The 14,612-nt window shown below is 49.4% G+C and carries 12 protein-coding genes; 2 read left to right on the forward strand and 10 right to left on the reverse strand.

Annotated features, from left to right (window positions below; all coding sequences use genetic code 11):
- Positions 1-35: 35 nt before the first annotated feature.
- A complete protein-coding gene (gene cysB / locus PCO85_10830) occupies positions 36-1,010 on the forward strand; it encodes an HTH-type transcriptional regulator CysB (protein WJV55833.1) in 975 nt (324 codons plus the stop codon).
- 59 nt (positions 1,011-1,069) lie between these two features.
- Here cysB and dtpA read toward each other — a convergent pair whose 3' ends face one another.
- The 10 genes from dtpA to PCO85_10880 form a co-directional block, all read right to left on the reverse strand.
- Positions 1,070-2,587, reverse strand: a complete 1,518-nt coding sequence (gene dtpA / locus PCO85_10835) for a dipeptide/tripeptide permease DtpA (protein WJV55834.1) — start codon at positions 2,585-2,587, stop codon at positions 1,070-1,072.
- A gap of 588 nt (positions 2,588-3,175) precedes the next feature.
- Complete coding sequence (gene nth / locus PCO85_10840; protein ID WJV55835.1) at positions 3,176-3,811, reverse strand: endonuclease III; 636 nt, start codon at positions 3,809-3,811, stop codon at positions 3,176-3,178.
- Positions 3,808-4,503 (reverse strand): electron transport complex subunit E, encoded by a 696-nt coding sequence (locus PCO85_10845; GenBank protein WJV55836.1) that lies wholly within the window; start codon positions 4,501-4,503, stop codon positions 3,808-3,810. Before PCO85_10845 ends, nth begins: the two co-directional genes overlap by 4 nt.
- A complete protein-coding gene (gene rsxG / locus PCO85_10850; protein WJV55837.1) occupies positions 4,500-5,129 on the reverse strand; it encodes an electron transport complex subunit RsxG in 630 nt (209 codons plus the stop codon). Before rsxG ends, PCO85_10845 begins: the two co-directional genes overlap by 4 nt.
- A 9-nt stretch (positions 5,130-5,138) precedes the next feature.
- Positions 5,139-6,194 (reverse strand): electron transport complex subunit RsxD, encoded by a 1,056-nt coding sequence (gene rsxD / locus PCO85_10855; protein ID WJV55838.1) that lies wholly within the window; start codon positions 6,192-6,194, stop codon positions 5,139-5,141.
- Positions 6,195-8,327 carry an electron transport complex subunit RsxC gene (gene rsxC / locus PCO85_10860; protein ID WJV55839.1) on the reverse strand — a complete coding sequence of 711 codons (2,133 nt, stop codon included), beginning with the start codon at positions 8,325-8,327 and terminating at the stop codon, positions 6,195-6,197.
- Positions 8,320-8,898, reverse strand: a complete 579-nt coding sequence (rsxB, locus tag PCO85_10865; protein ID WJV55840.1) for an electron transport complex subunit RsxB — start codon at positions 8,896-8,898, stop codon at positions 8,320-8,322. Before rsxB ends, rsxC begins: the two co-directional genes overlap by 8 nt.
- Positions 8,898-9,479, reverse strand: a complete 582-nt coding sequence (gene rsxA / locus PCO85_10870; GenBank protein WJV55841.1) for an electron transport complex subunit RsxA — start codon at positions 9,477-9,479, stop codon at positions 8,898-8,900. Before rsxA ends, rsxB begins: the two co-directional genes overlap by 1 nt.
- A gap of 381 nt (positions 9,480-9,860) precedes the next feature.
- On the reverse strand, positions 9,861-11,366 hold the full coding sequence (araA, locus tag PCO85_10875) for an L-arabinose isomerase (protein WJV55842.1): 1,506 nt from the start codon (positions 11,364-11,366) through the stop codon (positions 9,861-9,863).
- A gap of 61 nt (positions 11,367-11,427) precedes the next feature.
- Positions 11,428-13,113, reverse strand: coding sequence for a ribulokinase (locus PCO85_10880; protein WJV55843.1), 1,686 nt, complete (start codon positions 13,111-13,113; stop codon positions 11,428-11,430).
- A 375-nt stretch (positions 13,114-13,488) separates the two neighbouring features.
- Between PCO85_10880 and PCO85_10885 the strand changes: the two genes are divergently transcribed.
- The gene (locus PCO85_10885) at positions 13,489-14,472 is read left to right on the forward strand and encodes an arabinose ABC transporter substrate-binding protein (GenBank protein WJV55844.1); all 984 of its coding nucleotides are present in this window, start codon (positions 13,489-13,491) and stop codon (positions 14,470-14,472) included.
- Positions 14,473-14,612: the final 140 nt, after the last annotated feature.

The following is a 14,612-nucleotide window of genomic DNA, read 5'->3' on the forward strand; positions in this document are numbered from 1 at the left end:
GTGTGCGCATTATTCAATCTGGGATGGAATATATTATGAAACTGCAACAGCTTCGTTATATTGTTGAAGTTGTTAATCACAACCTGAATGTTTCCTCTACTGCAGAAGGCCTTTACACTTCTCAACCAGGGATCAGTAAACAAGTCAGAATGTTAGAAGATGAGCTGGGGATTCAAATTTTTGCCCGCAGCGGAAAACACTTAACACAGGTAACGCCTGCGGGTCAGGAAATCATCCGTATTGCCCGGGAAGTGTTATCCAAGGTAGATGCCATCAAGGCCGTCGCCGGGGAACATACTTATCCAGATAAAGGGTCGCTTTATGTCGCAACGACACATACTCAGGCTCGTTACGCGCTGCCAAGTGTGATCAGAGGCTTTATTGAACGTTATCCTCAGGTATCTCTGCATATGCATCAGGGATCACCGACTCAGATAGCGGAGGCGGTAGCAAAAGGCACGGCAGATTTTGCCATTGCAACGGAAGCACTACACCTCTATGACGATTTGATTATGCTGCCGTGTTACCATTGGAACCGTGCGGTAGTGGTGAACCCTGATCATCCACTGGCGTCCAAAACCACTATCACTATTGAAGAACTGGCTTCCTATCCTATCGTGACCTATACCTTCGGTTTTACCGGCCGTTCAGAGCTGGATACCGCGTTTAACCGTGCAGGTCTCACCCCGAAAATTGTGTTTACTGCCACAGATGCAGACGTGATTAAAACCTATGTACGGTTAGGGTTAGGGGTGGGGGTGATTGCGAATATGGCCGTCGATCCACTGACTGATCCCGATTTGGTGACCCTCGATGCGGATAGCATTTTTGGCTATAGTACGACGAAGATCGGTTTCCGTCGCAGTACATTTTTACGTAGTTATATGTATGATTTTATTCAACGTTTTGCTCCTCATCTTACTCGGGATGTCGTCGACACAGCCATTGCATTACGTTCCAATGAAGAAATAGAATTGATGTTTAAAGATATTAGTTTGCCAGTAAAGTAAGGTAGTAAAAATGGAAAGCCTGAGATATATACACCTCAGGCTTTTTATATGAGAAAGTTTTACTGGGTGATGTTGATAATACCAGTCGCTATTTCTGTGGTGTGATCATCTTGCGTCATACGAGTCAGCTTCGGCGCGGTCAATAGCATGAGTATGGCGATAATGCCGGTTACGATACCGATCTGTAGAAAGACATGACTGTAGATAGCCAGTGACTCATGAGCGTCTACCACATTTTTTGGTACCGCCATCAGGTTGGCAACGTTACCTGCGATCAGCGCCGCCGCCGCCGTAGTCAGAAACCAGGCTCCCATAATGAACCCCATCAGGCGTTGCGGCACTAACTGCGCCACCATCGCCAGACCCAGACCGGAAATCATCAGCTCACCCACGCTTTGTAACGCATAACTTGCTATCAGCCAGTTAACCGAAACAATACCTTGTTCATTGGCCATGCTGGCTCCCCAGGGGAGTACCAGGAATGCCCCGGAACAGAGCACCATACCAATGGCGAACTTGTGTGGCATAGGCAGATGATCGCCCATTTTATTGTATATTGCCGCCAGAAAAGGGCTGGCAACCATGATCCAGAACGGATTTAGCGCTTGATACTGTTCCGGTTCAAAGGCAATACCAAAAATGGAGTGCCCAACATTGCGGATGGCAAAAAAGTTAAGTGAGGTCGGCATCTGGCTATAAAGCACAAAGAATACAACGGCTTCAATCATTAATATAAAGGCGACGATCATTTTGCGACGTGCCGTACCGTGCAAGCGGAATGTTTCTCTCGCGAAAATCAGGATAATGCCCAGAGAGATAATAGCCAGCATCCAACGGGCAACGAGTTGGTTATGCAGTAGCCAGACTGAAATACAGATCAGGGCAACAATCCCGACCAGCGTCATCAGCAGTTTTCGAATATTAATCGGCACAAAATCGGGCTGTGAACCGTATTTCTTCACCCACTTACGGCAGAACATGAAGTTGACCAGGGTTAATATCATGCCGATGACGCTGAGGGAAAATGCCACATTCCAGCCATAATGTACCGCCAGCCAAGGTGTCGCCAGCATGGAAAAGAATGAGCCGATGTTTACCGACATGTAGTACATGGTGAACGCGCCATCAAGGCGTGGATCATCCTTGGCATAACAGGTAGAGAGCAAGGCGGCGGGATTGGCTTTGAACAGCCCGTTACCCACCGCAATGGTTGCCATACCGGCATAAACCCAAAATAGATTATGGCCGGAGTAGGCGATCATGGCATAACCTATCGCCAGCGTCATTGTACCAAGTACAATGACGCGTTTGGTTCCTAATACCTTGTCTCCCAGCCAGCCACCAATGGCAATAAAACCATAAACCAGGGCGCTGAACGAAGAAAACAGCGTAATGGAATCTGTTTCCGACATTCCCAACATTTTGACCAGATAGACGGCCATAATGCCTTGTAAACCGTAGTAACCAAAACGCTCCCATAGTTCGATAGAAAAAATGAGATAGAACGCCTTTGGTTGTTTGAAAGCATTCATACTGATGCTTTCAGAAGGAGTGTTGTTTTTGTTTGCTAAAGACACTAAAAAAACCTCTGATTGTTGGTATCTCGTTTTTTTAAGCGAGAAAATAACAAGCGTGATACAGCTGTTCTGTATCTGATTTTGTTGTTATGAGAAGGACAAAGGGCACTTATATTGACCCTATTTTCAACACAGGCAAGTCATTTGACATGTTTGGTTACATATGGTTTTTTAGGTGTGATACGACTAAAAATGAATTGTTATGTAGATTTTAATTTTGTATCTTCGTTTTAACTTGAATCTTTGTATTGAAACAATCAGCATAAAATTTAATTAAGAATAATAATCTTGACTATTGGCTATATGCCGGAATTTATTTGACAATTATGGGTGTTCATCAAGATATATGTGTTGTTTTATTTATTTTATATGGAATTAACTAAAATAAATGGAAGTGATCGGTTTTGGATAAAATGAACAGAGGTTTTAGACCAACATTTCATGACTAAATTTACGATAGAAAAAAATAAATCGACCAGAATTATTGGTTGATTAGGTAATAGTTACAAAAAGGAAATAAAACGACGTGACGGTCATAAAATTCGATGTTTTGATGAGCCATGCGTGAGGAATGGAGCGTAACCGACGTTACGCGTATGTTTTCTCTTTAAATTCACACAGATCTTCAATCAGACAAGAACCGCAGCGTGGTTTGCGGGCAATACAGGTATAGCGACCATGTAGAATCAGCCAGTGATGACAGTCAACCCTGAACTCGGCGGGTACCACTTTTAACAGTTTTTCTTCTACCTGTTCGACATTTTTGCCCGGTGCAAACCCCGTTCGGTTGCATACACGAAAAATGTGCGTATCGACGGCAATGGTTGGCCAACCGAAAGCGGTATTCAGTACAACATTGGCTGTCTTTCTACCTACGCCGGGCAGAGCTTCAAGTGCGGCGCGGTCTTCCGGAACCTGCCCCTGATGATGCTCTATCAGCATACGGCAGGTCTTTATCACATTTTCCGCCTTGCTGTTAAATAATCCGATGGTTTTGATGTGGGTTTTGACTCCATCCACGCCTAAATCCAGCATTGCTTGTGGTGTATTGGCAATTTTATAAAGTTTTTCCGTGGCTTTGTTCACACTGACATCGGTCGCCTGTGCGGAGAGTAACACAGAGATCAGCAATTCAAACGGAGAGGCGTAATGAAGCTCTGTTGTGGGGTGAGGATCGTTTTCCCGCAGCCGAGCTAAAATGGTAATCCGCTTTTCCTTGTTCATGATAATTTTGCCTCAGCCTTTGAAGATGTCGCAGAGTGTTGTACCGCCTGATGGCGCTGTTTGAGTTTCTCGTCAATTACGTATTTACCCGCCAGCATCAGCCCCAAACCAATAAACGCACCGGGTGGAAGGATCATCAGTAGGAATGGAGAGTCAAGGTGGATCACCTCGACACGCAATACGCTGGCCCAGCTCCCTAACAGGCGATCGGCCCCATCAAACACCGTACCATTGCCTAAAATCTCACGCATGGCGCCCAGCACGAGGAGGGCTCCGGTGGCGCCTAGTCCCATCGCCAGCCCGTCCAGCGCCGACGGTATTATGGGGTTCCGAGAGGCAAATGTTTCAGCACGACCAATGACAATGCAGTTGGTGACGATCAAGGGAATAAAAATCCCCAGTGATTGATACAGCCCATAGGCATAGGCGTTGATCAGCATCTGTACCACACTGACCACCGAAGCAATAATCATCACATAAATCGGGATCCTGACTTCTGCCGGAACCCAACGGCGCAGTGCCGATACCGCAACGTTGGTACACAGCAGAACCAATGTTGTCGCTAACCCCAGCCCCAGTGCATTGGTGACGGTGGAGGAAACGGCTAACAGCGGACATAATCCCAGCAATTGCACCAGTGCAGAGTTGTTTTTCCATAATCCCTGTATAAAAAGTTCTCTAGGCTCACTCATCGGATTTTTCCACAGCGGGTAAGGGTAGCAAGGCGTGGCGGCAATGTTTTCAAGAATAACGTGCTGCGTTTAACTGCATTAACCACAGCGCGAGGCGTGATGGTCGCTCCGGTAAATTGATCAAACTCTCCGCCATCCTTTTTCACTGCCCAGCGAGGGTCATTTTGTCCCTGTACTGTTTTGCCAGTAAAACTCAGGATCCAGTTCGAGACGTGAATATCAATTTTATCGCCTAATCCAGGCGTTTCATGCTGCTCAATCACCCGGGTGCCTAATACCGTACCATGAAAATCAGCGCCAATAAGTAACTGAATGGAACCAGAGTAGCCATCAGGTGCGGTGCTTTCCAGTGCGGCAGCAATGAGTTGACCACCCTTACGGGCGATGAATACCCGATGGGGGTCGGTGTTGCCCAGGGCATTATTAGTGACAACGTAACACTCATGCAAAGGATCGTTGTCATAAAGCGTCGCAGGAATCACCTGATCCAGCAACATTTTTTGCTGTTCCTGTACTTGCCGGGAAATGGCGTTTTGGGTCAGGTGATAAACCACAGCCGTTAGACCCGTGGTCAGCGCGGCAAATATCGCCAGCGTCACAGCATGGCGACGCATGGTCGTCAACATAATGATTCCTTAGCGAAGATGGCCATATGCCCGCGGTTTGGTGAAGTAATCAATCAATGGCACCGTGATGTTGGCCAGCAAAACGGCAAAAGCCACACCGTCTGGATATCCGCCGTAAGTGCGGATGACCCATACCAGCACGCCTATCAATGCACCGAAAATAAGGCGGCCTCGATTAGTGGTGGAGGCAGTAACCGGATCGGTAGCGATAAAAAACGCCCCTAACATGGTGGCGCCGGAGAACAAATGCATCATGGGTGGCGCACAGGTTTCCGGCTTGATTAACCAACCGATCAGCGCACAAAGGGAAAGTGCCAGTAACATACTGAATGGAATGTGCCAATGGATGATTCTGGTCAGCAGCAGGAACAGGCCACCCAGCAGGAACGCCAGGTTAATCCACTGCCAGCCCAGCCCAGCAATTATACCGCTGAGTAACGGTTGTTGCAGGATAACCAAAGCGGAATGGCCAGAACGTAACCCGGTTTTAATCGCGTCCAGCGGTGTCGCCTGGGTGATCCCATCAACACCTTGAATAAGCTGTTGAACCGCCATGCCTGACGCATCGTGGCCGGTAAAAATGGCCAGCAAGGTATCGTGAAAACCGATGGGCACGGATTGGAATCCTGCCGGAGGAAGCCAACTGGTCATTTGTACTGGAAAAGAAATCAGCAATACCACATAGCCAATCATCGCTGGATTGAATGGGTTTTGGCCCAGACCACCATAAAGTTGCTTTGCGATGATAATGGCAAATGCACTACCCAGCACGATCATCCACCAAGGTGCCAATGGTGGCAAACTGATACCGAGCAATATGGCTGTTAATAATGCGGAATTATCGGTGAGCGTGCCGGCAACTGGATATTTCCTGAGCGACAATACCAGGCTTTCTGCTATAAATGCCGTGACGATGGCAATCCCGATTTGAATCAGGTTTCCGTAGCCGAAAAAATGAACCTGGGTCGCTATACCGGGAATACTGGCCATGATGACCCACAGCATGATATTACGGGTTGTCTGCTGATTGTGGGTAAACGGGGAACTCGCTATTTTAAAAGCCATTTATTCCTCTTGAGACTTTTGCGATGCCTGTATGGCTTTTCGGGCTTTTACTCGTGCGATCGCGGCGGCGATCGCCGCTTTACGCGGATCAGCAAGAATACCGTCGTCATGAGGGATCGTGACGAGTTCTGCTTCTTTACGAGTAATGACTTCGCGCTGTTGAGCAACTGTTCGTGCTTTATCGCGTATGTTTTCCGTTGACGACGAACGGTTCTCCGCCTGATTTACCCGTGATAGAGCGTCTTCTGCGCAGTTCTTCGGTTCATCAACGCCGTTCTGAGCCTGCGCGGCTTTACGGGCTTTCACCCGGGCGATTGCGGCGGCAACCGCTATTTTACGAGGATCGGTCGTCGATGGGGGAGATTCGTGTGACATAGCGGCCGTTGTGGTCGATGGCTGAATGTGTTGTTCAGCCTGGCGTGCTTTGGCACGCGCAATCGCCGCAGCCACAGCAGCTTTAGGCTGCGTCGTTACGGAGTCGGTTATTGTATCTGCCGATTTTTCTGCCTGCTTTTCCCGTGCAAGTGCTTTACGTGCTTCCCGGGCCGCAATAATGGTTCGGTTATCCGGTGTTTGGCCTGGCTGAATGGGGATAGCCATTTGTAGTGTCGGCGCAGTCTGTTTGTTACGAACTCTTTCCAGCGCGGCTATCACTGCCTGTTTATCTGTCGTTGGCGTGGTGGATGCTGCCTGTTTATGACGCTGTTCACGCGCTAGTTTCTCCCGTGCCAAGCGGCTCTGACGGGCTTCATAACGGGCTTTGGCTTGTGCCGCACGCTGGGTGTCCTGATCCAGCGCTCTGATCTCCGCTTTTTCCTGACGATAATATTGTACCAGTGGAATATTGCTGGGGCAGACATAAGCACAGGCACCACATTCAATACAGTCGAACAGATGATGGTTACGGGCTTTTTCGTGCTCCTGACCTTGGCTGAACCAGAAGAGCTGTTGCGGCAATAATCCCGCCGGACAGGCATCTGCGCATTTGCTGCAACGAATGCAGGCGAGTTCATCTTCCGGCGGTTGAAACTCATCACTGGAGGGGGCGAGAATGCAGTTGCTGATTTTTACAACGGGAACATCCAGTGCAGGCAGGGTAAAGCCCATCAACGGGCCTCCCATGATTACCATCGGGCGTGCGTTATTAACATGGTACCCGGCGTGGCGCAGCAAATGTCGTACCGGTGTCCCAAGACGCGCCCAGACATTGCCGGGTTGGCGCAGGGCTTCCCCTGTCAGCGTGACGACCCGTTCAGTCAATGGTTCTCCCTCTATTACGGCGCGTTTAATCGCATATACCGTTCCAATATTTTGCATCAGTACACCGATAGAGGAGGAGTGTTTGCCGAAAGGCACCTCTTTCCCGGTCAGAATTTTTGTCAGTTGCTTGGCACCGCCGGAAGGATATTTAGTGGGAATAACCCGTATCTGAATGTTGGGGTAGTTTTGAAATGCCTGTTTTAGTGCCGTGATCGCTTCCGGTTTGTTGTCCTCAATGCCCAGCAGAATGCGTTGCGGCTGTAGTAAATGATCGAGGATATCTACACCCAGCGCAATTTCATCCGCACACTCCTGCATCAGACGGTCATCCGCAGTGATGTAGGGCTCACATTCGGCGGCGTTGATAATCAAGGTTTCAATACCAGGCAGCCCACCTTGTAATTTGGCGGCAGTAGGAAAACCGGCGCCGCCCAGTCCGGCGATACCGGCCTGATGCAAATGTGCCAACAGGGTGTCCGCGGAGGAGTGACGATAATCTGTCATAGTCTGGCGTTCTCCCCAGCGGTCTTCTCCATCCGGGATAATAATAATACTGAGTTCCGATAGCCCTGACGGATGTGCCGTCATATGGTGGCGGATGGCATTAACTGTGCCTGATGTTGGTGCATGTACCGGTAACGTTCTTCCCACGCCACGAGTCAGCGGCTGACCACGCAGTACGCTATCGCCGACGCTAACGCACAGTTCACCTTCTGGTCCGAGATGCTGTTTGAGCGGAATGATGAAATATGCCGGTAACGGAACCTGGCGTAAAGGAATTCGGCTGGACTGCGTTTTCATTTCCGGAGGATGTATTCCACCTTCGAAGTCCCAAATTCTGTCTTTTCTGAAGGCTGAGAACAGCTTAAACATGGTTTTCTACTTGGATAAGGCGCACCGGAATGGTATTGAGATCCCATTTCCAGCTTGTTGGTGTCGGAGCGACAGGTCGTAATTCAATACAATTGGTCGGGCAGGGAGCAACACAAAGATCGCACCCCGTGCACAAATCACTGACTACCGTATGCATGGCGCGGGTACTGCCTACAATGGCATCGACCGGGCAAGCCTGAATACACTTGGTGCAACCAATACAATTGTTTTCGTCGATCCAGGCAATTTTACGTTCGGGTTTCTGTGAGGACACCGCATCGGCTAGCGGTTGTGGTTTAACATTCAGCCGCTCCGCCAGTTTCAACATCAGCGGTTCGCCGCCAGGTACGCATTTATTGATTTGCTCACCATTCAAGGCAATGGCTTGTGCATAAGGGCGACAACCAGGATAGCCACACTGACCGCACTGACTTTGCGGCAGCATGTTTTCCACCTGTTCGACAATCGGATCTTCCTCTACCTTAAAATGGCGGGAAGCAAAGCCGAGAATTAACCCGGACACTAACGCCAGAGCACTTAATGCCATCATGGCTATGAAGATAGTGCTCATCAGAATTTCACCAGACCGGTAAAGCCCATAAAGGCAAGAGACATCAACCCAGCGGTAACCAAAGCAATGGACGCGCCGCGGAACGGCGCAGGAACGTCTGCAACGGCAATACGTTCACGAATGGCGGCAAATAGCACCAGTACCAGCGAGAAGCCGACTGCGCCACCGAAACCATATACGGCGGACTGAAAGAAGTTGTGTGACTGGTTTACGTTGAGCAGAGCGACGCCGAGGATTGCGCAGTTGGTGGTAATCAACGGCAAGAAAATACCGAGTAGGCGATAAAGCGCCGGATTGGTTTTACGCACGGCCATTTCGGTGAACTGAACGACGACGGCGAATACCAGAATGAACGCCAGTGTCCGCAAATAGACCAAATCCAGTGGCAGCAGGATAAAGGCATTTACCAGCCAGGAAAAAATGGACGCCAGCGTCATGACAAAGGTGGTAGCCAGTCCCATCCCGATAGCAGTTTCCAGCTTTTTGGAAACTCCCATGAATGGGCAGAGTCCCAGAAACTTCACCAGAACGAAGTTATTGACCAGGATGGTGCCAACAAATAAAAGTGCGTAATCGGTCATTGCAGTGCCTAAGAAACAAAACCGGCATATTATCAGGCATTGTCCGTCATTCGACAACATTACCTAATGTAGGGATATTCGGCTGAGAGATTCTTTTGAGAGAGAGGATACATTGTTTGTTGTTGAAATAAAGGTGAAAAAGTATCACGGCTGCCGTCAATGGCAACTAAAAAGAAAACCGCTAGATCGAGAGATTGTCAGAAGTAATGGAAAATAATGGGGTAGCCGTTGGTAGTAAGACACGGTTAAGCCGCAAAACAGCCGATTGATTTTGGTATGTGGCCGACATGAATCAGCAAGGTGAGGCACCGATAACCGATGCCTCATGATGATAACCCCTGAATATACCGCGGGTTTATTGACTATTAATGGCCGGTTGTCTTATCGGCTGCACAGTTTGTAATAGACTTCGTTCCAGCGTAGCGCATCTTTAAGTGCAGACAGGCTGGTCTGATTGTCGATCACTACCAGTTCAATATTATTGATTTCCGCGTACATCCGCAGGTAATCGAGGCTCAAGGCCTGAGTGAACACCGTATGATGCGCACCACCGGCGATAATCCAGGCTTCGGCCGCCACTTCCAGTGAGGGTTGTGCCTGCCAGATAGCTCGGGCGACGGGTAGTTTTGGCAGTGGGTGTGGCTGTTCAACCGCATCCACGGCATTCACCAGCAAGCGGAAGCGATCACCCAGGTCAATGAGACTGGCATTCAGAGCCGCCCCTGCCGGAGCAGAGAAGATCAAGCGAGCGGGGTCCTCCTTGCCACCAATTCCCAGATGCTGGGCATCCAAAATGGGTTTGGGTTCTTTCGCTATGCTGGGGCACACTTCCAACATGTGTGACCCGACAACCAGATTGTTTCCCGGCTGGAAGTTGTAAGTGTAATCCTCCATGAACGAGGTGCCGCCGCTTAAACCTTGGGACATCACTTTCATGATGCGCAGCAGTGCTGCTGTTTTCCAGTCACCTTCGGCACCGAAACCGTAACCTTGTTGCATTAAGCGCTGAACGGCCAGACCCGGTAACTGTTTCAGACCATGCAGGTTTTCAAAGTTAGTGGTAAACGCTTTAAATCCGCCTTGATCCAGAAAACGTTTCATCCCCAGTTCGATGCGTGCGGCATTTAGCAGATTCTGGCGTTTCGGACCATGCAGTTGCACGGCGCTCGTCAGGGTATAGGTTGCTTCATACTCTTCAATCAGAGCATCAATATCCCCTTGGCCGACATCGTCTATCACTCCAACCAGATCACCCAATCCCCAGGCGCTGACGGAATAACCAAACTGAATCTGCGCACCAACTTTATCCCCTTCTGTCACCGCAACTTCACGCATGTTGTCGCCAAAACGGGCCAGTTTCAGTTGTTTGCTTTCCTGAATAGCGGACGCGACACGCATCCATTGGGCAATACGTTCGTGGGCGGCTTTATCTTTCCAGTAACCGACGATGACCTGATGCGCCTGGCGCATACGGGCACCAATGAAACCGAATTCCCGACCTCCGTGCGCGGTCTGATTCAGGTTCATAAAGTCCATATCCATGGTATCCCACGGAATTTCGGCGTTGAACTGGGTATGGAACTGCAACAAGGGTTTGTTCAGAATGCTTAGACCACCAATCCACATCTTGGCGGGAGAGAAGGTGTGCAGCCAGGTTAACAAACCGATACAGTTGTCCTGATAATTGGCATCACGACATAACGCAGTGATTTCATCCGGGGTTTTGACTAACGGTTTGAGCACCAGTTTAACCGGTAGTGCGGCGTCTCTGTTCAGGCCGTTTACCACTTTTTCGGCGTTTTCTTTTACCTGACGTAAAGTTTCCGGGCCATAAAGATGCTGGCTGCCAATAACAAACCAGACCTCAAGCTGCTTAAAGTGATCCATGATAACTCCTGTTTCTTATCCCAGAGGGAAATGTAATCGTCTATATACGGTTGTTGGCTGACTAGGCCCCGGGTTTTGATGTGGCGCGGTAAGCGGGTTCAGCCATTTGGCACCACTGTTGATAACGTTCATACAATTGCTGGTAACGGGCTACACGGTGTTTGTCTGGTGTCAATGTCTGCTCTATGCTGCTGGCCATATGACGTTGAGCCGTTGGAATATCGGCATGAATGCCAGCGGCTACGGCGGCAAAAATAGCGGCACCCAGAGCACAGCATTGATCGGAAGAGACAATCTGCAATGGCCGGTTCATAACATCGGTACAGACCTGCATGATGGTGGGTGATTTACGGGCAATGCCGCCTAACGCCAAAATGTTCTCTACGGGAATGCCCTGTGATTCAAAGCATTCCATAATGGCGCGTGCACCGAAGGCAGTCGCGGCGATAAAACCGCCAAACAGTGTAGGGGCGTCAGTACCCAGATTCAGATCGGTAATTACACCTTTCAGTCGCTGATTGGCAAAAGGAGTACGACGACCGTTAAACCAGTCGAGCACAATCGGTAGATGATCCAGTGTCGGATTGGCTGCCCAGTCTTGGGTAAGGCGCTCCAGCAATTTGGATTGAGTCGCTTCCATCTGGGCCGTTAATTCAGGATGATCTTTAGCCGCCTGTTGCAGTGACCAACCCAGTAACCGACCGAACCAGGCATACATGTCACCGAAAGCGGATTGGCCGGCTTCCAGCCCGATATAGCCTGGCACCACGCTACCATCGACCTGGCCGCAGATGCCAGCGATGGTCTTTTCACCCACTGTAGCTTCATCCGCGATTAAAATATCGCAAGTAGACGTGCCAATGACTTTAACCAGTGTGTAAGGTTGAGCACCAGCACCTACCGTGCCGACATGGCAGTCAAATGCTCCGCCAGAAAGCATCACTGTTTCCGGGACGCCCAGGCGTTGCGCCCATTCTGGCGTGATTCTCCCCACGGGGAGGTCGGCTGTCCAGGTATCGGTAAACAACGGGTATTGCAGTCGTTCTGTCAGGCAGGGATCCAACGCTTCCAGAAAGGCTTTTGGCGGAACGCCACCCCAATCAGGATGCCAGAGTGATTTGTGTCCGGCACTGCAACGTCCACGGCGGATGTGTTGTGGTGCCGTGGTTCCTGATAGTAACGCGGGTACCCAATCGCACAGTTCAATCCAGGAAACCGCAGCCTGCCGTACGTTAGGGTCTTGCCGAGAAACATGTAGAATCTTGGCCCAAAACCATTCCGATGAGTAAACACCACCGATGTAACGGCTATAGTCCGGGAACTGTCCGCTACGGCACAAACGGTTGATTTCTTCCGCTTCTTCTATTGCTGTGTGATCTTTCCACAACACAAACATGGCATTGGGATTTTCGGCAAACTCTGGATGCAGGGCCAGAATCTCGCCCTGTTCATCGATCGGCGCAGGGGTTGAGCCGGTCGAGTCCACGCCGATACCCACAATCTGTTGACGCTGAGCCACGGAAAGCCGTGATACCACCACACGAATGGCCTGTTCCAGTGATTCTATGTAATCCAAAGGATGATGGCGAAATTGGTTATTGGCAGGCTGGCAATACTGTCCCAGGCGCCAGCGCGGATAATAGATAACTTCTGTTTCGAGCTCGTGCCCGCTTTGACAGTCGACGGCTAAGGCACGTACTGAGTCGCTGCCAAAGTCGAGACCAATGGTAATCGCACCCGCACTCATCTTTCTGCTCCTGTTAATTCTATTTTAACTGTTAGTTACGATAGACAGGACGTCGGCATGACGTGAGGAGCCGTTAGCTAGATGTATGCATTTTTCTGTCACCACTAATCATTTTGTGACGTCTGTCAAAAGTTAACGCTAGGTTAAATTCGCTAAATGTATGCATAAACCAGCTGTAGTTCTCTTCTGTGATAACGCTCTCCATTCTTGGTGAAGATAACAGATAAAACAAACAGCGTCTGAGCGATGCTGAATATCTCAACCTCAATAAATCAGTGCATTTTTACGTTGTTCAGACCGACGTTACCTTACTAATAACGCTTACACACTTTAAATCATTGAAGTGTTATAGAGAAAAAAACAGCGGAGAAGACCATGCATAAATTCACTAAAGCGCTAGCGGTGATTGGACTGACAGCAATTATGTCACAATCAGCTATAGCGGAAACTCTGAAATTGGGTTTTCTGGTCAAGCAACCCGAAGAGCCCTGGTTTCAGACCGAATGGAAGTTTGCTGATAAGGCTGGCAAAGATCTTGGTTTTGAAGTCATCAAGATTGCTGTACCGGATGGTGAAAAAACATTGAATGCTATTGATAGCCTGGCAGCCAATGGCGCGAAAGGTTTTGTTATCTGTACTCCTGATCCGAAATTGGGGCCTGCAATTGTGGCGAAAGCCCGTAGCTATGGACTGAAAGTGATCGCTGTTGATGATCAGTTTGTTGGTGCGAATGGCAAACCGATGACCAATGTTCCCCTGGTCATGATGGCGGCTACCAAAATTGGTGAGCGCCAGGGCCAGGAACTGTGGAAAGAGATGAATAAACGTGGCTGGAAAGTGGCAGACACGGCGGTTATGGCTATCACAGCCGATGAACTTGATACGGCCCGCCGCCGTACCACTGGTTCGATGGATGCGCTGAAAGCCGCCGGTTTCCCGGCAAAACAGATTTATCAGGTTCCGACTAAATCCAACGATATCCCTGGGGCATTTGATGCCGCTAACTCTATGTTGGTACAGCACCCTGAAGTGAAAAACTGGCTGATAGTCGGGATGAATGACAATACGGTCCTGGGTGGCGTACGCGCGACAGAAGGACAAGGCTTCAAGCCCGAGAATGTCATTGGTATCGGGATTAATGGTGTGGATGCGATCAGCGAACTTTCCAAAGATAAAGCCACCGGCTTCTATGGTTCTCTGCTGCCGAGCCCGGACATCCACGGCTATAAGAGCATCCAGATGCTGTTTAACTGGGTGACCAAAGGTATAGCGCCGCCGAAATTCACTGAAGTGACGGACGTGGTGTTAATTACGCGCGACAACTTTAAAGTCGAGCTGAAGAAAAAAGGCCTGATGTAATCAGAGACAGGATGGTATGGCGCCAACGCTGGCAAGCTAAACGCCAGTGTTGGTGTCAAGATCGTTGATCAGCGGATTATAACAATACTAAAAAACACGATCCGTAACCGAAGGGCTGCCGTGTTTGCCCGACAAGGGTA

It is taken from the genome of Prodigiosinella aquatilis (assembly GCA_030388725.1).
GTDB classification, from domain to species: Bacteria; Pseudomonadota; Gammaproteobacteria; order Enterobacterales; family Enterobacteriaceae; genus Prodigiosinella; species Prodigiosinella aquatilis.